Origin of the sequence: Cellulomonas pakistanensis, assembly GCF_016862755.1 — a bacterium.
Taxonomy (GTDB): domain Bacteria; phylum Actinomycetota; class Actinomycetes; order Actinomycetales; family Cellulomonadaceae; genus Cellulomonas; species Cellulomonas pakistanensis.
The window spans coordinates 108,094-126,875 of record NZ_BONO01000004.1; the positions used below are offsets into that span (position 1 = coordinate 108,094).

Annotated in this window: 19 protein-coding genes; 14 read left to right on the forward strand and 5 right to left on the reverse strand. The window is 75.6% G+C overall.

Annotated features, from left to right (window positions below; all coding sequences use genetic code 11):
- Nucleotides 1-19: 19 nt before the first annotated feature.
- Complete coding sequence (locus Cpa01nite_RS04120) at nt 20-634, forward strand: small multidrug efflux protein (protein ID WP_203667477.1); 615 nt, start codon at nt 20-22, stop codon at nt 632-634.
- A 198-nt stretch (nt 635-832) separates the two neighbouring features.
- Here the strand turns inward: Cpa01nite_RS04120 and Cpa01nite_RS04125 are convergent, their stop codons facing one another.
- Complete coding sequence (locus Cpa01nite_RS04125) at nt 833-1,504, reverse strand: DUF3800 domain-containing protein (RefSeq protein ID WP_203667478.1); 672 nt, start codon at nt 1,502-1,504, stop codon at nt 833-835.
- Between the two features lie 185 nt (nt 1,505-1,689).
- The gene (locus tag Cpa01nite_RS04130; protein WP_203667479.1) at nt 1,690-2,700 is read right to left on the reverse strand and encodes a LacI family DNA-binding transcriptional regulator; all 1,011 of its coding nucleotides are present in this window, start codon (nt 2,698-2,700) and stop codon (nt 1,690-1,692) included.
- Nucleotides 2,701-2,923: 223 nt separating this feature from the next.
- Here Cpa01nite_RS04130 and Cpa01nite_RS04135 point away from each other — a divergent pair, with 223 nt between their 5' ends.
- The 8 genes from Cpa01nite_RS04135 (at nt 2,924) to Cpa01nite_RS04170 (ending at nt 12,126) form a co-directional block, all read left to right on the forward strand.
- On the forward strand, nt 2,924-4,219 hold the full coding sequence (locus Cpa01nite_RS04135) for an extracellular solute-binding protein (protein WP_203667480.1): 1,296 nt from the start codon (nt 2,924-2,926) through the stop codon (nt 4,217-4,219).
- Between the two features lie 7 nt (nt 4,220-4,226).
- Complete coding sequence (locus tag Cpa01nite_RS04140) at nt 4,227-5,246, forward strand: carbohydrate ABC transporter permease (RefSeq protein WP_203667481.1); 1,020 nt, start codon at nt 4,227-4,229, stop codon at nt 5,244-5,246.
- Nucleotides 5,246-6,136 carry a carbohydrate ABC transporter permease gene (locus tag Cpa01nite_RS04145; protein ID WP_203667482.1) on the forward strand — a complete coding sequence of 297 codons (891 nt, stop codon included), beginning with the start codon at nt 5,246-5,248 and terminating at the stop codon, nt 6,134-6,136. The genes Cpa01nite_RS04140 and Cpa01nite_RS04145 overlap by 1 nt, the downstream gene beginning before the upstream one ends.
- 168 nt (nt 6,137-6,304) lie before the next feature.
- Nucleotides 6,305-8,704: a beta-xylosidase/alpha-l-arabinosidase gene (locus Cpa01nite_RS04150; RefSeq protein WP_203667564.1), complete on the forward strand. Its 2,400-nt coding sequence runs from the start codon at nt 6,305-6,307 to the stop codon at nt 8,702-8,704.
- Nucleotides 8,701-10,287, forward strand: a complete 1,587-nt coding sequence (locus Cpa01nite_RS04155; RefSeq protein WP_203667483.1) for a glycoside hydrolase family 43 protein — start codon at nt 8,701-8,703, stop codon at nt 10,285-10,287. Before Cpa01nite_RS04150 ends, Cpa01nite_RS04155 begins: the two co-directional genes overlap by 4 nt.
- A complete protein-coding gene (locus tag Cpa01nite_RS04160) occupies nt 10,284-11,261 on the forward strand; it encodes an acetylxylan esterase (protein ID WP_203667565.1) in 978 nt (325 codons plus the stop codon). The genes Cpa01nite_RS04155 and Cpa01nite_RS04160 overlap by 4 nt, the downstream gene beginning before the upstream one ends.
- Before the next feature lie 5 nt (nt 11,262-11,266).
- Nucleotides 11,267-11,803 (forward strand): RBBP9/YdeN family alpha/beta hydrolase, encoded by a 537-nt coding sequence (locus Cpa01nite_RS04165; protein ID WP_203667484.1) that lies wholly within the window; start codon nt 11,267-11,269, stop codon nt 11,801-11,803.
- A gap of 155 nt (nt 11,804-11,958) precedes the next feature.
- On the forward strand, nt 11,959-12,126 hold the full coding sequence (locus Cpa01nite_RS04170; RefSeq protein ID WP_203667485.1) for a hypothetical protein: 168 nt from the start codon (nt 11,959-11,961) through the stop codon (nt 12,124-12,126).
- A 165-nt stretch (nt 12,127-12,291) separates the two neighbouring features.
- Here Cpa01nite_RS04170 and Cpa01nite_RS04175 read toward each other — a convergent pair whose 3' ends face one another.
- Nucleotides 12,292-12,663, reverse strand: a complete 372-nt coding sequence (locus tag Cpa01nite_RS04175; RefSeq protein WP_203667486.1) for a nuclear transport factor 2 family protein — start codon at nt 12,661-12,663, stop codon at nt 12,292-12,294.
- Between the two features lie 67 nt (nt 12,664-12,730).
- On the reverse strand, nt 12,731-13,402 hold the full coding sequence (locus Cpa01nite_RS04180) for a response regulator transcription factor (RefSeq protein ID WP_203667487.1): 672 nt from the start codon (nt 13,400-13,402) through the stop codon (nt 12,731-12,733).
- A gap of 79 nt (nt 13,403-13,481) precedes the next feature.
- Here Cpa01nite_RS04180 and Cpa01nite_RS04185 point away from each other — a divergent pair, with 79 nt between their 5' ends.
- The 5 genes from Cpa01nite_RS04185 (at nt 13,482) to Cpa01nite_RS04205 (ending at nt 17,859) form a co-directional block, all read left to right on the forward strand.
- Complete coding sequence (locus Cpa01nite_RS04185; protein ID WP_203667488.1) at nt 13,482-14,645, forward strand: sensor histidine kinase; 1,164 nt, start codon at nt 13,482-13,484, stop codon at nt 14,643-14,645.
- A gap of 250 nt (nt 14,646-14,895) precedes the next feature.
- The gene (locus Cpa01nite_RS04190) at nt 14,896-15,369 is read left to right on the forward strand and encodes a hypothetical protein (RefSeq protein ID WP_203667489.1); all 474 of its coding nucleotides are present in this window, start codon (nt 14,896-14,898) and stop codon (nt 15,367-15,369) included.
- 127 nt (nt 15,370-15,496) lie between these two features.
- Complete coding sequence (locus Cpa01nite_RS04195) at nt 15,497-16,156, forward strand: S24/S26 family peptidase (protein ID WP_203667490.1); 660 nt, start codon at nt 15,497-15,499, stop codon at nt 16,154-16,156.
- On the forward strand, nt 16,153-17,238 hold the full coding sequence (locus Cpa01nite_RS04200) for a hypothetical protein (RefSeq protein WP_203667491.1): 1,086 nt from the start codon (nt 16,153-16,155) through the stop codon (nt 17,236-17,238). Before Cpa01nite_RS04195 ends, Cpa01nite_RS04200 begins: the two co-directional genes overlap by 4 nt.
- Nucleotides 17,239-17,430: 192 nt before the next feature.
- The gene (locus Cpa01nite_RS04205) at nt 17,431-17,859 is read left to right on the forward strand and encodes a hypothetical protein (protein WP_203667492.1); all 429 of its coding nucleotides are present in this window, start codon (nt 17,431-17,433) and stop codon (nt 17,857-17,859) included.
- A 3-nt stretch (nt 17,860-17,862) separates the two neighbouring features.
- Here Cpa01nite_RS04205 and Cpa01nite_RS04210 read toward each other — a convergent pair whose 3' ends face one another.
- Complete coding sequence (locus Cpa01nite_RS04210; protein ID WP_203667566.1) at nt 17,863-18,645, reverse strand: SGNH/GDSL hydrolase family protein; 783 nt, start codon at nt 18,643-18,645, stop codon at nt 17,863-17,865.
- Between the last annotated feature and the right edge of the window lie 137 nt (nt 18,646-18,782).

Below are 18,782 nucleotides of genomic sequence, written 5' to 3' on the forward strand. Positions count from 1 at the left end.
CCATCGAGGGAGCCGCACCGTGAACGCGATCGAGAGAGTCGTCCAGAGCCTGCAGGACCTGCTCGCCCAGGTCCCCGAGCTCGTCCAGCCGCTGGTCGTCGCGCTGGCCGGCGCCGTCCCGTTCGTCGAGGGCGAGGTCGGCGCGATGCTCGGCGTCCTCGGCGGCCTGAACCCGGTGTTGGCGGCGCTGGCCGCCGCCGCGGGCAACTTCCTGTCCGTGCTCGGGGTCGTGCTGCTCGGCTCCGGCGTCCGCCAGCGGGTGACGGCCCGCCGGGCCGCGCCCTCGACGACCGCGCAGGGGGCGGCCGCCGGGGGGACGGCCGGCGGGACGGCGGCGGGCGCGGCGGGCGCGGGCACGGCGGGCGGGGCCGCGACCGCCGTGGCCGAGGCGCCGGCGCGGCCGGAGTCGAAGGGCAAGCAGCGCCTGCGCCGCTACCTCGTGCGGTTCGGCGTGCCGGGGGCCAGCATCCTCGGCCCGCTCGCGCTGCCCACCCAGATCACGGCCGCCACGCTGGTCGCGTCCGGCGTGCGCAAGGGCTGGGTGCTGCTGTGGCAGGCGGTGGCGATCGTGCTCTGGACGACGCTCGCGACCGTCAGCGCCTGGGCGGCCCTCCAGGTGGTCGGCCCGGCCTGACCGGTCACTTCGCACCGAGTGGGTACCCGACACGTCGAGTGGGCAACCCGGGGATGTCCACTCGACGTGTCCCGTGCCCACTCGGCGAAGTGCCGTGGACGGCCGCTGCTCCGGATCGATACGCTGGGCCAAACGTTCCACCCCGCTGACAAGAACCCCTGGGTTCTCCGCACGGTAGGCGGGGTGGTCACCCTTCTTTCACCACCAGCGCCTCGTCCCGCGCTGGTACAGGTTGAAGCGCGTCCACCGGATCCCCGCCAACGCATCCACGCCGCTCGGGTCGCCGGACTCGACGTAGCGGAGCCACGCCCAGGAGAAGTAGTCCGCGATCTGGCCGTTCAGGTCCGACTTCACCGGGTGGAACGCGACGCGGAACGGGATGCCGAGCTGCTTCAGCGCCGGCTTCACGGCGGCCTTGAACGCCCCTTGCTTCTTGCCCGTGAGGACCGAGTCGAACACCATCACCACCTGGGTGTGATCGCCGCTGACGGCCTTGCCGATCCACCGTCCCATCGCGGTGCCGAAGAAGCTCATCATCGTGACGTCGTCATGCTGCGACGGGTGCGCGAGGTGCTTGTCGATCCAGAGCGTGTGCACGGCGATCGTGCCACTGAGCGTGGTGATCGCGCCGGATACCCGCAACCGGGTGCCACGGGTGTTGTTCGTGGCGTGGAAGTCCAGGTCGGTGCTCCCGCAACCGAGCAGGTCGTACTTCAGCGCCTGCATCACCGCCGCTGATCGGCACGGCTCTGTCGTGTAGACGGCCGACACGACGAAGTGATCGGTACCGCGGCCGGAGAAGTCCAGGTTGCCGGACTCGTCCAGGAAGACGTACAGCGTGCGTCCGGGCGCCGGCGCCTGATCCGTCATGCGTGTGGACGCTATCGGCGAGCGGATCGCACTCACAGGTACTCAGCGGGCGGCACCGCCCAGCCACCCGCGCCGACTGTGCAACAGACACGTCGAGTGGGCATCCCGTGGATGCCCACTCGACGTGTCCCGTGCCCACTCGGCGAGCGCGCCAGGCCCGCGAGCGCGCCAAGCGCGCCGGCGCGTCAGGCGCGCCCGCGCGGCGGGGCCGTCGTGCCGCGCCGGACCAGGTGCGTCGGCAGCCGCACGTGCCCCGGCCCCGCGCCCGCGCCGTCGCCGGCGAGCAGCCCCAGCAGCATCGCCACCGCGGCCCGCCCGATCCCCTGGATCTCCTGCCGCACGGTCGTCAGCGGCGGCGTCGTGGCCGCGGCCTCGGGCACGTCGTCGAACCCGACCACCGACAGGTCCTCCGGCACCCGCACCCCGAGGCGCGCGGCGGCGTCGAGGATGCCCATCGCGGACAGGTCGTTGGCCGCGAACAGCGCGGTCGGCGGGTCCGGCAGCGCGAGCATCGCCGCCGTGGGCGCGTCCGCCGCGTCCCGCCGGTACTCGGCCACGTGCATCAGCGCGGGGTCGACCGGGACGCCCGCCGCGGCGAGCGCGCGCCGGTAGCCGGCCTCGCGGAGCCGGGACGACTCGAGGTCCCGGCGGCCGCCGAGGAACCCGATCCGCCGGTGGCCGAGGTCGAGCAGGTGCCGGGTGGCGAGCTCGGCGCCGTGCAGGTTGTCGGAGTCGACCGTCGGCAGCCCGCCGGGACCGGCGTGCGGGTCGACCGCAACCACCGGGACCGACGCGCCCGCGTGCAGGACGGTCGGCGTGACCAGCACGGCGCCGTCGATCAGGGTGCCGCTGAGCCGGGCGAGGTACCGGTGCTCCCAGCCCGGCCGGCCCGAGCCGCCGCCGGTGTACGCGAGCAGCGCGTGGTCCGTGCCGCGCAGGGCCGCGCCGGCGCCCTTGAGGATCTCGGCGCTGAACGGCTCGAACTCCGCGACCAGCACGCCGACCACGCCGGTGCGGTGCGAGCGCAGGCCGCGCGCCACGATGCTCGACTCGTAGCCCATCCGGTCCACGACGGCCTGCACGCGGGTCGCGGTGCCCGCCGCGATGCCGTCCCGCTGGTTGACGACCTTCGACACGGTGGCCACGGAGACGCCCGCCTCGCGGGCGACGTCCGTGATCGTCACCCGGCGAGCCATGGCCCACACCATAGTCACTAAAACGTTATCGACAACGGTTGACACGTCGCCGACCGGACTGCGAAAGTCGCTCTGCGCCTCAGCGATGAGGCGCCAGACCCGGCCCCCTCGCAGTCGCGGGGGCCGACGACGAGCACGGCGCGCGGCGGCCAGCCACCGCGCAGCACACCGGTCCGGCCCCGGCGGGGGAGGACCACGGTCAACTCAACGAAGAGGGCAGATCATGAAGGCACGCAAGACGCTGGCGGTCTCGGCCGCGGCGATCGTGGCAGCCATGACCCTCGCCGCCTGCGGCGGCGGTGACTCGGGCTCCGGCGGCGAGGAGGGCGGGGACGTCTCGATGACGTTCTGGCACAACTCGACCACCGGTGACGGCAAGGCGTACTGGGAGGACACCGTCGCGGCCTTCGAGGAGGCCAACCCGGGCGTCACCATCTCGATCCAGTCCATCCAGAACGAGGACATGGACGGGAAGCTGCAGACCGCCCTGAACTCGGGCGACGCGCCGGACATCTTCATGGCGCGCGGCGGCGGCAAGCTCGCCGACGTGGTCGAGGCGGGCCAGGCGATGGACCTCAGCGACGCGCTGACCCAGGAGACCCGCGACGCGCTCGGCGAGGCGTCCCTGTCGGCGTTCACCGTCGACGGCGCGGTCTACGGCGTGCCGACGGCCGTGCTCCCCGGCGGCATCTACTACAGCAAGGACCTGTTCGAGCAGGCCGGCATCACCGAGACGCCGACGACGATCGACGAGCTCGGCGACGCGGTGGACAAGCTCAAGGCGGCGGGCGTCCAGCCCATCGCGCTCGGCGCCAAGGACGCCTGGCCGGCCGCGCACTGGTACTACTTCTTCGCGCTGCGCGAGTGCTCGCAGGACACGATGACGCAGGCCGCCAAGGACATGTCGTTCGACGACGAGTGCTGGACCAAGGCGGGCGAGGACCTGCAGGAGTTCGCGGGCACCGAGCCGTTCAACGAGGGCTACCTCACCACCACCGCGCAGCAGGGCGCCGGCTCGTCCGCGGGCATGATCGCCAACCACCAGGCCGGCATGGAGCTCATGGGCGCCTGGAACCCCGGCGTGATCGCCTCGCTGACGCCGGACCAGCAGCCGCTGGCCGACCTCGGCTGGTTCCCCTTCCCGGCGGTCGACGGCGGTGACGGCGACCCGACCGCGATGATGGGCGGCGTCGACGGATTCACCTGCTTCGTCGACGCGCCGGCCGCGTGCGCGGACTTCCTCAACTTCATCGCGGAGCAGGAGAACCAGGAGGGCTACGCCGAGGCGTTCGTGACCCTGCCCGCCAGCAAGGACGCGCAGTCGGTCGTGACCGACCCCGCCCTGCAGGAGGTCCTGGCCTCCTACAACGACGCCGGCTACGTGACGGTCTGGCTCGACACGCTGTTCGGCCAGAACGTCGGCAACGCCCTGAACACCAGCGTGGTCGAGATGCTCGCGGGCAGCGGCAGCCCCGACGCCATCGTCGAGGCCGTCAACGCCGCGGCGGCCAAGGAGTAGCACGACCATGAGCGACTCGCAGGGCACGGGCCCGCTGGTCATCTCGTCGCCCGAGGGTCGCTCGGCGGCCGGGGACGGTGCCGTGACGGCGCCGTCCCCGGCACCCCGGCCGCGCCGGCGGCGGGGGAGCTGGCGGCAGCGGCTCGAGATCGGGCTGCTGTCGGGCCCGGCCATCCTGGTCTTCCTGGCCTTCGTCATCTTCCCCGTCGTGATGGCGGCCTACTACGGGTTCTTCAAGTGGAAGGGCTTCGGCCCGCCGACGGACTTCGTGGGGCTGCAGAACTACGTCACGATCCTGCAGGACCCGACGTTCCACGACGCGCTCCGGCACAACGCGTTCATCGTGGTGATGTCCCTGCTGCTGCAGGGACCCGCCGCGGTCGTGCTCGCGCTGCTGCTCAACCGGAAGATCCGCGGGCGCTCCCTGATCCGCGTGCTGATCTTCGTGCCGTACGTCATCTCCGAGGTGATCGTCGGCACCGGCTGGAGCCTCATGCTCCAGACCACCGGCGCGGTGAACGACCTGCTCGGCAAGATCGGGCTCGAGGGCTGGGCCGTCGACTGGCTGGCCGACCCGGACGTCGCGATCTGGTCGCTCATGCTGATCATCACGTGGAAGTACATCGGCTTCGCGGTGATCCTGTTCCTCGCCGGGCTGCAGTCGATCCCCGAGGAGCTGCACGAGGCCGCCGCCATCGACGGCGCGTCCTACTGGCAGGCGCAGCGCGCGATCACCCTGCCGCTGCTCGGCCCGACCATCCGCATCTGGGCGTTCCTGTCGATCATCGGCTCGCTGCAGCTGTTCGACCTCGTCTACATCATCTGGGGCCAGTACGTGTCGGCCACCGCGGGGACGTCGACCATGGCGACCTACATGGTGTCCAACGGCCGCCTGGCCGGGAACTACGGCTTCGGCAACGCCGTCGCGGTCGTGCTGTTCCTCATCTCGCTGGTCATCGCGCTGACCTACCAGCGCTACGTGCTCCGCCGGGACACCGAGGGCGCGCTCACCGAGAGGAAGAAGTGATGGCCGCCACCGCGCTCCAGGCGCCGCCGCTGCCCGCCTCGCGCCCCGAGCCCCGCCGCCGGCGCGGCCGCTCGCTCGAGCGCGTCAACCCGCTGGTCTACGTCGTCGCCTGGCTGCTGGTCGGCGTCTGCATCGGGCCCGTCGCGTACATCGTGCTCGGCGGCCTGCGGACCAACTCGCAGATCACGGTCGACCCGTCCGGCTTCCCGACGACCTGGGAGTTCGGCAACTACGTCGACGTCCTGACCAGCTCGCTGTTCTGGCAGCAGTTCCTCAACTCGGCGATCTGCGGCGTCGCGACGACGATCGGCGTCGTCATCCTCGGCGTCATGGCGAGCTTCGTCCTCGCCCGGTACGAGTTCCGGGGCCGCGGCGCGATGTACTCGCTGTTCGCGGCGGGGCTCATGTTCCCGATGACCGTGGCGATCACCCCGCTGTACCTCATGATCCGGCAGCTCGGGCTGATGAACAGCCTGGCCGGCATCATCCTGCCGCAGATCGCGTTCGCCCTGCCGACGACCATCATCATCCTGGTCCCGTTCCTGCGGGCGATCCCGAAGGAGCTGGAGGAGGCCGCCTCGATCGACGGCGCCAGCCGGCTCGGGTTCTTCTTCCGGATGGTGGTCCCGCTGTCGGTGCCGGGCGTCGTCACCGTCGGCATCCTCGCGTTCGTGGCCAGCTGGAACAGCTACATGCTGCCGCTGTTCATCCTCAACGACGAGGGCCGGTACACGCTGCCGCTCGGCGTCCAGGCGTTCGCCTCGCAGTACTCCGTCGACACCGCCCGGGTGCTGGCGTTCACGTCGCTGTCCATGATCCCCGCGCTGATCTTCTTCTCGCTCTTCGAGCGGAGGATCGTCGGCGGTCTCACCGGCGCCGTCAAGGGCTGAGGCCGGCGGCCGCGGCGGCCCCTCGCCGCCGCGGCGCGCCGTGCCCGCCACCTCGCACGCCTTCGAACAGGAGCACCCCGCGTGTCCGACCTCACCGGCACCGCCGCCCCGGCGGCCGCCACCGCAACCGGCCGCCCCGCGGCGACCACCCCCGTGCCCGTGCCCGCGATGCCCCTGGTGTCCGACCGGGTCCGGGACCTGCACGCCCGCATGACGCTCGAGGAGAAGCTGGCACAGCTGGTCGGCTACTGGCTCGACCAGAACGGCACCGTCGCCCCGATGCAGTCCGAGATGGCCGCGGGCCAGAAGGACTCCGGCGCGCTGCCCGAGGTCACGCGGCACGGACTCGGCCACTACACGCGCGTCTACGGCACCCGCCCGGTCGACCCGGTCGAGCGGGCCGCCTGGCTCTGGGCCGAGCAGCGCCGGCTGCAGCGGGAGACCCGGCTCGGCATCCCCGCGCTGGTGCACGAGGAGTGCCTGACCGGGCTGGCCGCCTGGCAGGCCGCGACCTACCCGACGCCGCTGGCGTGGGGCGCGTCCTTCGACCCGGAGCTGGTGCGCGAGGCCGCCCGGGCGATGGGCGGGTCGATGCGCGAGCTCGGCATCCACCAGGGGCTCGCGCCCGTGCTCGACGTCGTCGGCGACCCGCGGTGGGGCCGCGTCGACGAGTGCATCGGCGAGGACCCGTACCTGGTCGGCACGATCGGCACGGCGTACGTCCAGGGGCTGCAGGAGGCGGGGGTGCACGCCACCCTCAAGCACTTCGCCGGCTACTCGGCCTCGGCCGCCGGCCGGAACCACGCCCCGGTGAGCGCCGGACCGCGCGAGCTGCTCGACGTGTACCTGCCGCCGTTCGAGATGGCCGTCCGCGACGGCGGCGCCCGGTCGGTGATGAACGCGTACGTCGACGTCGACGGCGTCCCGATGGCGGGGAGCGCGGAGTACCTCACGGACCTGCTGCGCGAGCGGTGGGGCTTCGACGGCGTCGTGGTCGCCGACTACTTCGCCGTCGCGTTCCTCGAGGTCATGCACCGGGTCGCGGCGGACCGCGGCGAGGCCGCGGCGCAGGCGCTCGAGGCCGGCATCGACGTCGAGCTGCCGACCGGCGACGCCTACCTGGAGCCGCTCGCGGAGCGGATCCGCGCGGGCCTCGCGGACGAGCGCCTCGTCGACCGCGCGGTGCTGCGCGTGCTCGCGCAGAAGGAGGAGCTGGGCCTGCTGGACCCGGACGCGTTCGCGGACGACCCGCCGGCGACGGTCGACCTCGACTCCCCGCAGCAGCGGGCGCTGGCGCGGCGGCTGGCCCAGGAGTCCGTGGTGCTGCTCGCGAACGACGGCGTGCTGCCGCTGGCGCCGGCCGAGGCGCCCGGTCGCGCCCGCCGCGTCGCCGTCGTCGGCCCCAACGCCGACCGCCCCGAGGCGCTCATGGGCTGCTACTCCTTCGCCAACCACGTGCTCGCGCACCACCCGGGGCTGCCCCTGGGCTTCGAGATCCGCAGCGTCCGCGAGGCGCTGGCGGCGGCGCTCGCGGGCGACGGCGACGCCGTCGAGGTCGTGCACGCCGAGGGCTGCGCGGTCGAGGGCGAGGACACCTCCGGGTTCGCGGCGGCGGTCGAGGCGGCCGCTTCCGCGGACGTCGCGGTGGTCGTGGTCGGCGACCAGGCGGGCCTGTTCGGCCGCGGCACGGTCGGCGAGGGCAACGACGCCGACTCGCTGGAGCTGCCGGGCGTCCAGCGGCAGCTGGTCGAGGCGGTCGTGGCCACCGGGACCCCGGTGGTGCTGGTCCTGCTCACCGGCCGCCCGTACGCGATCGGCTGGGCGCTCGACGGCGTGGGCGCCCCGGCGGCGGTGCTGCAGGCGTTCTTCCCGGGCGAGGGCGGCGGCGACGCGATCGCCGACGTGCTGACCGGCGCCGTCCACCCCTCGGGCCGGCTGCCGGTGTCGCTGCCGCGGTCCGCGGGCACCCAGCCCTACCGGTACCTGCACCCGGTGCTCGGGGGGCCGTCCGACGTCACGTCGACCGACCCGACCCCGGTCCGGCCGTTCGGGTTCGGCCTGGCGTACACCGAGTTCGCGTACGGCGACCTCGCGGTGGACGCGTCCGTCGACTCGGCGGGCACGTTCGAGGCCGCGGTGACCGTGACGAACGTCGGCGCGGTGGCGGGCACCGAGACGGTGCAGCTGTACGGCCACGACGTCGTCGCGACCGTCACGCGCCCGGTCGCGCAGCTGCTCGGCTACGCCCGGGTCGACCTGGCGCCGGGGGAGTCGCGCCGGGTGACGTTCCGGGTGCCGACGTCGCGGCTCGCGTTCGCCGACCGCCGGCTCGTCCGGGTCGTCGAGCCCGGCGACGTGCAGGTGTGGGTGGCGTCGCACGCCGAGGCGGCGGCCCGCTCCGCCGAGGTCACCGGCACCAACGGCGCGATCCGGATGACGCGCGCCCGGGCCGAGCGCGAGGTGCCCGGCACGGCCACCGAGCGCCGGGTGCTCACGGTGACCGGCGGGGTGCACGAGGTGACCGCCGCCGACCCGCGGGTGGTCGACGTGGAGGTCTCCGCGCGGTGACCGCGGTCGCCAACCCCGTCCTCCCCGGCTGCCACCCCGACCCGTCGGTCTGCCGGGTGGGCGACGACTTCTACCTCGTCACGTCGACCTTCGAGTACCTGCCCGGCCTGCCGGTCCTCCGCAGCCGCGACCTCGCGCACTGGGAGCCGGTCGGGCACGTGGTGCACGGCGCGCCGGACCTGTCCGGGCTGCCGTCGTCGAGCGGCCTGTACGCGCCGACGATCCGGCACCACGACGGGCTGTTCTGGGTGGTCTGCACGGTCGTCGACCAGCGCGCCGACGGCAGAGCGGCCGACGACCGGCGGCCCGGGCTGGGCCACTTCCTCGTGACCGCCACCGACCCGGCCGGGCCGTGGTCGGAGCCGGCGTGGATCGGCGGCGACGGCATCGACCCGTCGCTGTTCTTCGACGACGACGGCCGGGCCTGGGTGCTCGCGACCCGGCCGGCCCGGGAGCCGGAGTGGCCCGGCCAGACCGAGGTCTGGCTGCGCGAGCTCGACCCCGTGGCGCGGCAGCTCGTCGGGCCCGAGCACGTCATCTGGACCGGCGCGGTCCGCGGCGCCGTCTGGGCCGAGGGCCCGCACCTGTACCGCCTCGACGGCCGCTACCTGCTGGTGGCCGCGGAGGGCGGGACCGAGGTGCACCACGCGGTGTGCGTCGCGCGCGCCGACGCGATCGAGGGCCCGTACGTGGGCGACCCGGCGAACCCCGTGCTCACCCACCGGCACCTCGGGCGCGGCGTCGACGTCGTGGCCGCGGGGCACGCCGACCTGGTCGAGGCGCCCGACGGCTCGTGGTGGGCCGTGCTGCTCGCGATGCGGACGTCCGGCGGCTACCACTACCCGCTCGGCCGGGAGACGTTCCTGGTGCCGGTGGCGTGGGAGGACGGCTGGCCGGTGCTCGCGCCCGGCGTCGGCCGGATCCCGCCCGTGGTCGACGCGCCGGACGTGCCGGGCTGGCCGGGCGACCGGGTCGTGTCGGGGCGGCAGTCCGGGCCGGTGCTCCCCGGGGACCTGCGGTGGACCGGGGTGCGTGCGCTGCCGACGGACGTCGCGACGCCCGCCGGGGACGGCTGGGACCTGCCGCTGCGCCCGGCGACGCTCGCGGACCTGGACGCGCCGGCCTTCCTGGGCCTGCGGCTGGCGCACCCCCACGCGGACCTGGTGGTCCGGGTCGCCGCCGACCTCGCCGAGGGCGAGGAGGTCGGCCTCGCCGTGCGCCAGTCCGAGCGGGACCACGTGCGGCTGGCCGTGACCTCGGCGGCCGGCGGTGCCCGGACGGCCCGGGTGCTGCAGGTGCGCGGCGGCGCGTCGGAGCGGGTGCTGGGGGAGGTGGCGCTCCTCGGTCCCGCCGACGCGGAGCTCACGCTGGCGCTGGAGGCCCGCGGCCCGGACCTGCACCTGCTCGCCGCGGCCGGGGGCGGGGCGCCCGCGCTGGTCGCGACCGCCGACGCCCGCACCCTCGACTCCGTCGCGACGGGCGGGTTCCTCGGGCTGTGGGCCGGGGTGCACGCGACCAGCGCCGGGCGGCCGACCGCGACCGTCGCGCGCGTCCGCGCCGTCACCTACGACCCCCGGGGCTGAGCGTGTTCCAGGACCTGCCCGAGCCCGCCCTCTGGGAGCACGCGAGCGCCCTCGCGGAGCCCGCCGACCTCGACGCCTTCTGGGCGCGCACGCTGGCGGAGAGCCGCGCGCACGACGCGCCGCCCGCGCTCGTGCCCGAGCCGACCCCGCTGACCACGCTCGACGTCTGGGACGTGACGTTCCCGGGGTTCGGCGGCGACCCGGTGCGCGCCTGGTACCGCCGCCCGGCGGGGGTGGAGGGCCCGCTCCCGGTCGTCGTGCAGTACGTCGGCTACGGCGGCGGGCGCGGCGCCCCGACCGAGAACCTGCTGTGGGCGTCCGCGGGGTTCGCGCACCTGCAGATGGACACCCGCGGGCAGGGCTCGGGCTGGAGCCGCGGCGACACCCCGGACCCGTGGGGCACCGGCCCGCAGGCCCCCGGCGTCATGACGCGCGGGATCGAGGACCCCGGGACGTACTACTACCGCCGGCTGCTCACCGACGCGGTGCGCGCCGTGGACGCCGCCCGGGCGCTGCCCGGCGTCGACCCGGACCGCGTGGCCGTGGTGGGCGGGAGCCAGGGCGCCGCGATGGCGATCGCCGCCGGCGCGCTCGCGGACGTGGCGGCGGTCGTGGCGGACGTCCCGTTCCTGTGCGACGTCGCGCGGGCGGTCGGGATCACCGACAGCAAGCCGTACGCCGAGGTGGTCGAGTACCTGGCCGTGCACCGCGGCGCGGAGGAGCGCGTGCTGCGGACGCTGTCCTACGTCGACGGGGTCGGGCTGGCGCGGCGCGGCCGGGCGCCCGCACGGTTCTCGGTCGCGCTGATGGACGTCGTCGTGCCGCCGTCGACCGTCGTGGCCGCGCACCGCGCGTGGGGCGGCCCGAAGGAGCTGCGGGTCTGGCGGTACAACGGCCACGAGTCGGGCGGCCCGGAGCAGGACCGCGAGGCCGTCGCGTTCGTGGCGCGCGAGCTCGGCGCCGCGCCACACTGAGCGCCATGCCCGCGCGCGCGATCGTGTTCCACGGCACCGGCGGCCACCCCGACGCGGTCTGGTACCCCTGGCTCGCCGCGCGGCTCGAGGCCCGTGGCTACGCGGTCGAGCGACCGGCGTACCCGGAGCTGAACGTGGAGCCGGTCGCGACGTTCCTGCCGCGCGTGCTCGCGGCGCACACGTTCGACGCGGACACGGTCCTGGTCGGGCACTCGGGCGGCGCCGCCCTGCTGCTCGCCCTGCTCGAGCACCTGGACGCGCCGGTGGCGCAGGCCGTGCTGGTCGCGGGCTACTGGCGGCGGCCGAACGACGCCGACGAGCCGGTGCTGCAGGACTCCTACGACTGGGACCGGATCCGCGCGCACGCCGGCGACCTGGTTCTCGTGAACTCGGTCGTCGACCCGTACGGCTGCGACGCGACCCAGGGGCGGGAGCTGCTCGACCGGCTCGGCGGGACCCTCGTCGTGCGGGACGACGGCCACTTCGGGGACTGGGACCAGCCGTACCCGGAGTTCCCGCTGCTGGAGCGGCTCGTGCGCTGACCTGGCCGGCGCACGTCGACCCGGTGGCCGCCCGGTGTCCGGCGGGCGGCGGTTCGCCGAAACCCGGGTGGCAGCACCCAGACACGCCGCCGGCACCCCTCACATCCGCGTGATCGCGGTCGAACATGGCGGGCAACACCGACTGGAGGACCACCATGACCGCGAGCACCGCCCTGCGCCGCCCGCTGCACCCGCTCGACCCGGCCGAGCACGCGCCGTCGTGCACCCGCCCGGGCTGGCAGCTCGACACGAGCCCGGTGCGGTTCGGGATGGTCGTCGCCCGCTGCACGCTCTGCGGCGCCGTGGAGTGGCGCGAGCGCTGAGGCCCCGGCGCGCGGGCTCGCCCGCGGCCCCGGGCACGGCCGGGCACGAAGAAGCCCTCGGCCGCGCAGGGGGCAGGCGACCGAGGGCGTTGCCCACTCTAACCAGGTCCCGGGGCGCGGGCCAACCGGCTCACCCGTTCGGATGCCACGAAGCCGACAGGGGGGTCAGCCGGCGCTCGCCGAGAAGGTCTTCCCGGGCCAGTACGCCCACTCCTCGAAGTGCTCGACCCGGCCGTCCGCGGCGAACCGCAGCACCCACAGGTCGCGGTACTCCTGCGGCTCGTCGCCGCCGTACCGCACCTCGGCCCGGACGACGGCGGCCACGCCCTCGACCGCGACCACCTCGGCGTCCATCGTGAACGGCGTCGGGTCCGGCCAGAACTCCTGCACCGCGGCGAGCCCCTCGAGCGGCGGCTCGTAGGGGGAGCGCAGGTACCGCACGTCGTCCGTGAACAGCGTGCCGAGCGACCCGGCGTCGTCGTCCCGCCACGCCCGCTCGTAGGCGGCGACCCAGCCCATGACGTCCGCGCGCTCCATGCGTCCCCCCTCGTGGTCGGTGCAGCGCGACCATCGTGCTCCGGGGCGCCGCCCCGCGTCGAGGGGGTCAGGCGACCGGGCCGGTCTCCTCCAGCAGCCGCAGCGCGGCGGTCACCCGCGGGTTGCGCGACGGGTCGGCGTCGATGCCGAGCGTGCCGTAGATGCCGTTGATGTGGTTCTGCACGGACTTCTCGGTGATCTGCAGCGCCTCGCCGATGCCGGCGTTCGAGAGGCCCTGGGCGAGCAGCCGCAGCACCGCGTACTGCCGGTCGGTCAGCCGGGCGACGGCGGAGCCCGCCCGCGGGGCGACCCGGTCGAGGAGGGCCGGGTCGAGCGTCGTGCGCCCCTCGGCGGCGGCGCGCACCGCGGCCACCAGGGTGGACGCGTCGGTCGAGGAGGTCTTCGACAGGTAGGACCACCCGGCGGCCACGTCGGGCGGCAGGTCGAGCAGCAGGTCCATCGCGTCGTGCGCGGACAGCAGCAGGATCCCGAGGTCGGGCTGGTGCCGGCGCAGGGTCACGCCGAGGGCGATGCCGTTGCCGTCCGGCAGGTCGATGTCGAGCACGGCGACGTCCGCGGCGCCCGGGCGGAGCGCGGCGGCGCCGTCCTTGACGGTGCCGACCGAGGCGACGACGCGCACGTCCTCCGCCGCGCCGAGGGTGAGCTCGAGCATCGAGCGGAACAGGGGCTGGTCCTCGACGACCACGACGCGGGTGGTGCGGGCTGCGGATCCGGACATCGCGGACAGTATGGCGCCCCCGCGGGCCACCGGGCGGGAGCGGCGCGCGGTGCCGCGGGGGTGCGAGAGGATGGGGCCCATGCCCACCGGACTGACGCGGGACGCTGCCGCCGTCCGCGGCGACCGCCGCGCCCTGCTGCTCGCGGCGGGCACGGTCATGACCGCGTTCGCGATCGGCGCGGCCGTGCAGACGGCGTGGGTGTACGGCAACCAGGGCGGCGACGTCCCGGTGACCGACCGGATCCTGGCCAACCTGACCGCCGTCGCCTCGATGCTGCTCATCCTCGCGGCGACCGGGGTGTCGCTGCCGCAGCGCGGCCCGCTGGCCATGGTCGTCGGCGTGCTGAGCGCCGGCGTGACGGCGTCCGGCGTCCGGTTCGCGTTCCAGCTGCTGCTCGACGTGTACGTCGACCCGCCGCGGTCCGTGATCGTCGCGGAGCTCGCCAGCGGCGCCACGATCGCGTGGATCGCCGCGAGCATGGGGCTGGCCGCGATGCTGTCGCAGCGGCGGCTGCGCACCGAGGTCGCCGAGGCCGCGCAGGGCCGGCTGCAGATCGAGCTCGCGCTGGCGGCGCTGCAGCACGAGGAGGTGCGGGTCCGGCGCGAGGTCGCGGAGGGCCTGCACGGCAGCATGCAGCAGCGCCTGGTGCTGGTCGTGGCCCGGCTCGACGGCCTGATCCGGGACGTCGAGGGCGCGGAGGCCCCTCGGGCGGTCACGCCCGAGGACCTGGTGCTGCTGCGCGAGGTCCGCGAGCAGATCGAGACCGTGCGCGAGGCCGACGTCCGGACCACCAGCCGGATGCTCTACCCCGAGCAGATCGAGATCGGCATGGTGCCCGCGATCCGCGCGCTCCTCGGCCGCATCCCCCGCACCGTCAACACCCGGCTCGGTGTCACCGACGAGGTGCGGGCCCTGGACGACCCGGCGGACCCGCGGCTGACCCGCAGCGAGCGGCTGCTCGCGGTCCGCGTCGTCGAGGAGGCGATCAGCAACGCGCTCCGGCACGGCCGCGCCGAGGTGGTCGACGTGCGGGTCTCGGTGGTGGACGACGCGGTCGAGGTGCGGGTCTCCGACGACGGGGACGGGTTCGGCGACGACGCCGGCACCCCGTCCGGCACCGCGCGGCTGGCGGACCGGCTGCGGCTGGCAGGCGGCGACCTGCGCGTCACCTCCGTGCCCGGCGACGGCACCCAGGTGGTCGCGCACCTTCCGGTGGAATCGCTGCGGGGCGCGGCGCTCTGACCTGCGGGCTCGACTTTTTCACCCACCCGCTTTGTCCGAATCGTCCCGTTAAATGTTGCAAGGTCGGTGTTGACGTGCAGTCACACGGGTGCTGCCACCCAGAGAGCGCGTTCCGGGGCACCCCGGCGCGGCCCTAGTGTGCGCGAGCCGCACCGCCGGGATCCCCTGCTCCGACGTCGCGGACGAGCGCCCCCACCTCCCGGCTCAGCGGGCCGCGCCCGCCCCTGCCGAGCCGCTCCCGAGGAGTGCCATGTCCGTCGTCACCACCCCCGCGCCCGCCGTCGCGCACGAGGCCGCCGCCCCCCGCCGCACCGTGCGCCGCAAGGTCGTCGCCCTGACCGTCGCCGGCCTCGGCATCGCCGGTCTCGGCCTCGCGTCCGCGGCACAGCTCAACCTGACCGCCGGCGCACTCGGCGCGGGCACCACCGTGGTCGCGTCCTGCGACTCGGACGGCGTCGCGGTCGCGTTCACCAACGCGTTCGCCGCCTCCGCCAAGGGCTACACCGTCACCGAGGTCAAGCTGAACGGCGTCGCCGCGGGCTGCGCCGGCCAGACCGTCAAGGTCGACCTGCTCAACACCGACCCGGCCGACGCGAGCGCCGGCACGTCGCTGGGCCAGCTCACCGGCACCGTGGCGCAGGGCGGTGGCACCGTCACCCTCGCCGTCCCCAGCACCGTGAAGGCGGCCGACGTCAAGGGCGTCGCCGTCGTCATCGCGTCCTGACGCGGGGCGCACCATCCGCGGCCGGCACGCCGAGGCGGCCGGCGCGGGCAGCACGCCTGCCCTGCGCCGGCGCCCCGGCGCGCCCGCACGCAGGCGGGGTGCCCGGCTCCGGGCGCTCGTGGGCCGCGTGCGCCGTGGCGGCGTCGCGGGGGCCCCGGTCGCCCCGCCGACCCGGCGGGACCGCGTCCGCGGCGCCGTCGGCTGGCTCGGCACGGCCGCGGTCGTCGGCGTGCTCGTCTGGTTCGGCTGGCCCAGCACGCTCGGCGGCTGCACGACCCTGACCATCGTGTCCGGTCGGTCGATGGAGCCGACGTACCGCACGGGCGACCTCGTCGTGTCCCGGTGCGGCACCCCCGTCGCGGGCGACGTCGTCGTCTACACCCCGCCGGGCCTCGACCGCGGGCGGGTCATCCACCGCGTGGTCGGCGGGGACGCCGCCGACGGCTGGGTGCTCCAGGGCGACAACAACGACTTCCTCGACCCGTGGCGGCCGCACCAGGACGACGTGCTGGGCATCGCGCGCCTGCACGTGCCGGGGCTCGGCAGGGTCGCGTCGATCCTGCTCGACCCGTGGGCGTGGGCGTCGCTGCTCGTGCTCGCGGCGGGCGTGCTGATCTGGCCGGCCCCGCGCGACCCCGACAGGGCGGACGCCGACGGCGCGGACGCGGACGGGGCCCCCGTGGACGCCGACTCCGCGCCCGCCGACGCCGCGCTCGCCGACGCCGCGCTCGCCGACGCCGCGCCTTCCGGTGCCGAGCGCGCCCCCGCGCCGGTCGGCGCCCCGTGACCCCCGCCGCGCGCCGCCCGGTGGCCGCGCTCGCGCTGCTCCTCGCGGTGGCCGCCGTCCTGGCCCTCGCGCTGCAGCCGGCGAGCGCCGCCCGGCTCCCCGTCACCGGCGCCTCCGTCACCACGGCGGCCGCCGGCCCGTGCGCGGCCACCGGCCTCGGCGCCGCGGCGGGCGCCGCGTCCGGCGCGGGCACGGCCACCCAGGTGGTGCTGTCCGGCGTCCCCGCCGCCTGCCGCGGGCAGGTCGCGACGCTGCGCCTCTACGCCGGCGACGGCACCGCGCTCGCCCCCGGCGACACGACCGTCACGCTGGCCGCCGCGGACAGCACGACCGTCACCGTCCCCGCGTACGCCGCCGCGCGCGTGGCCGGCGTCGCCGTCACCGTGGGCACCTGGGCGCTGCCGGCGACCTGGGCCGCACCGGCCGGCGTCCCCACCGGCCCTGTGACGCCCGGCCCGGGCACCACGTTCGGCGACCTCACCTGGACGTGGCTGTCGAGCTCCGGCACGCAGATGTGCGTCACCGTGGACGTCTCGGCGGCGAGCGGGTCCGCCTGGCGGGTCGACCTGCACCTCGGCCAGCGGCCGTTCAACGGCCTGACGTCGGGGGCCGGGTTCGTGGTGAGCCCCTGGTGGGCGGACGTCCGGCAGGACCGGCCGGTCGACGGCGTCGTGTCGGTCGGGGCGCGGCCCGGGTTCGAGGTGTTCGCGTCCCGGACCGCCACCGTCGTCGTCTGCCACTACGGCCTGCCCGCCCCGGCGTACGACCCCGCGCTCACCTACGCGCAGGCCTCCGGCGGCGTCACGGGCAGCGGGGCGTGGGCCTGCCTGACCACCACGGTCCGCGTCACGGGCAGCCCGCAGTTCTACGCCGGCTGGCGCGCGGACGTGGACGTCGCCCCGCTGGTCGCCTGGTTCGCGGCGCGCGGGCTGCGGGCCGACCTGGGGACCCTCACGGCGCAGGGCAACTACGCGCTCGCCGCGCAGGGCGGGACGACGTACCGGGTCACGCCCACCGCCTGGGACACGTGGGGCGTGCGGGACGACGCCCCGCGCACGTTCCAGCTCTGCGTCCGCACCTGACGGCGCCCCCGTCCCGCGTCCCTTCCCACGCCCGGACCCGCGCCCTTTCCCACGCCCGGGCCCGCGCGCCCCGACCGGGCGTCCTCCGTCCGGGTGGTGCGTCCCCGGGGTGCTCAGGACGCGCCCGCACCCGACGATGGGGGCGCCAGGTCGACGGATCGACCGGGCAGGGTCTCCACGGAGGGGGCGCCGATGGCGCACGAGCACGCCCGCGCGCGTCGCGCGGCAGGGGTCACCCTGGCGTGGCTGGGCTGCGCGGGACTGGCGGTGTCGATGGCCCGCGCCCTCACCTGGGACGGCGACGCCCCGGTGCCCGCCGGGTCCTGCGTGGTCGACCGGATCGCCGTGGACTACGACGTCGGCTACGTCGCCGGGCTCGGGGGCTACGGCGTGACCGCGGCGTCCCTGTCGGACGTGCCCGAGGCGTGCGTGGGCCGGGAGGTCGCCGTGACGCTGCACGGGGCGGACGACGCGGCGCTCGCCGAGGCGCGCACCCCGGTGACCGCCCCGACGACGGTCGTCCCCGTGCCGGGCGACCCCGTGCCGGTCGCGGACCTCGCCGGGGTGTCGCTCGCCCTGGTCACCGACGCGGCGGAGCCCGCCGCGGCCCCCGCGGGCTGAGCCTCAGACCTCGGTCAGGGTCGGCAGCTTCGGCTCCCGGGCGTCGCCGGACGACGTGCCCCGCAGCCGCCGAGTCGCCCACGGGTAGGCGTACAGCCGCAGCCAGCGCGCGTCCTGCCGCGCCTGCTCCGCGCGCGGCGGGCGCGGCACGGGCGCCAGCGGGGAGTCCCACGCCGGGTCGTCGGGCTCGAGGCCGAGCGCGACGAGGGCTCCCTGCGCCACCCGGGCGTGCGCCTCGGACGTCAGGTGGATCCGGTCCGGCGCCCACATCCGGATGTCCCGCAGGTGCCGCATGCCCCACAGGTCGAGCACGTGCGCGCCGTGCCGGCGCGCGATCGACCAGACGTGCGCGTTGTAAACGCCCACCCGGGGCCGCGTAGTGGACACGACGGGCGAGCCCGCGGAGTCGAAGCCGGTGGCGAGCAGCACGTCGGCGCCGGTGGCCCGGACGCGCGCCACCGCCTGCTCGAGCCCGTTCGCCAGCCGGTCCGGGTCGGCGGTCGGGCGCAGGATGTCGTTGCCGCCGCCGACCAGGCTGACCAGGTCGGGCTCCAGCTCCAGGGCGCGCGGCAGCTGGTCGGTGACGATCGGCCGCAGCAGGCGCCCCCGCACCGCGAGGTTCGCGTACCGCAGGGGCTCGGCCCCGGCGGCGCGCCGGCGCCCGGAGAGCAGCCCGGCCAGGACGTCGGCCCAGCCGCGCACGGGCCCGTCCTCGCCGTGCGGGCTGTCCCACAGCCCCTCGGTGAACGAGTCGCCGACGGCGACGTACCGGCGCCAGCGCGGCACCCCCGTGGCGCCCGCGGCCTGCTCGTCGTCGGTGGTGCCCCGGCCCTGCGTCGGGGTCGTCGCCCCGGCCCCCTCGTGCGTCGTCACCCGAGCAGTGTGGCCCCGTCGCCGCCCGCAGCTCCAGCGCGAACCCGCGC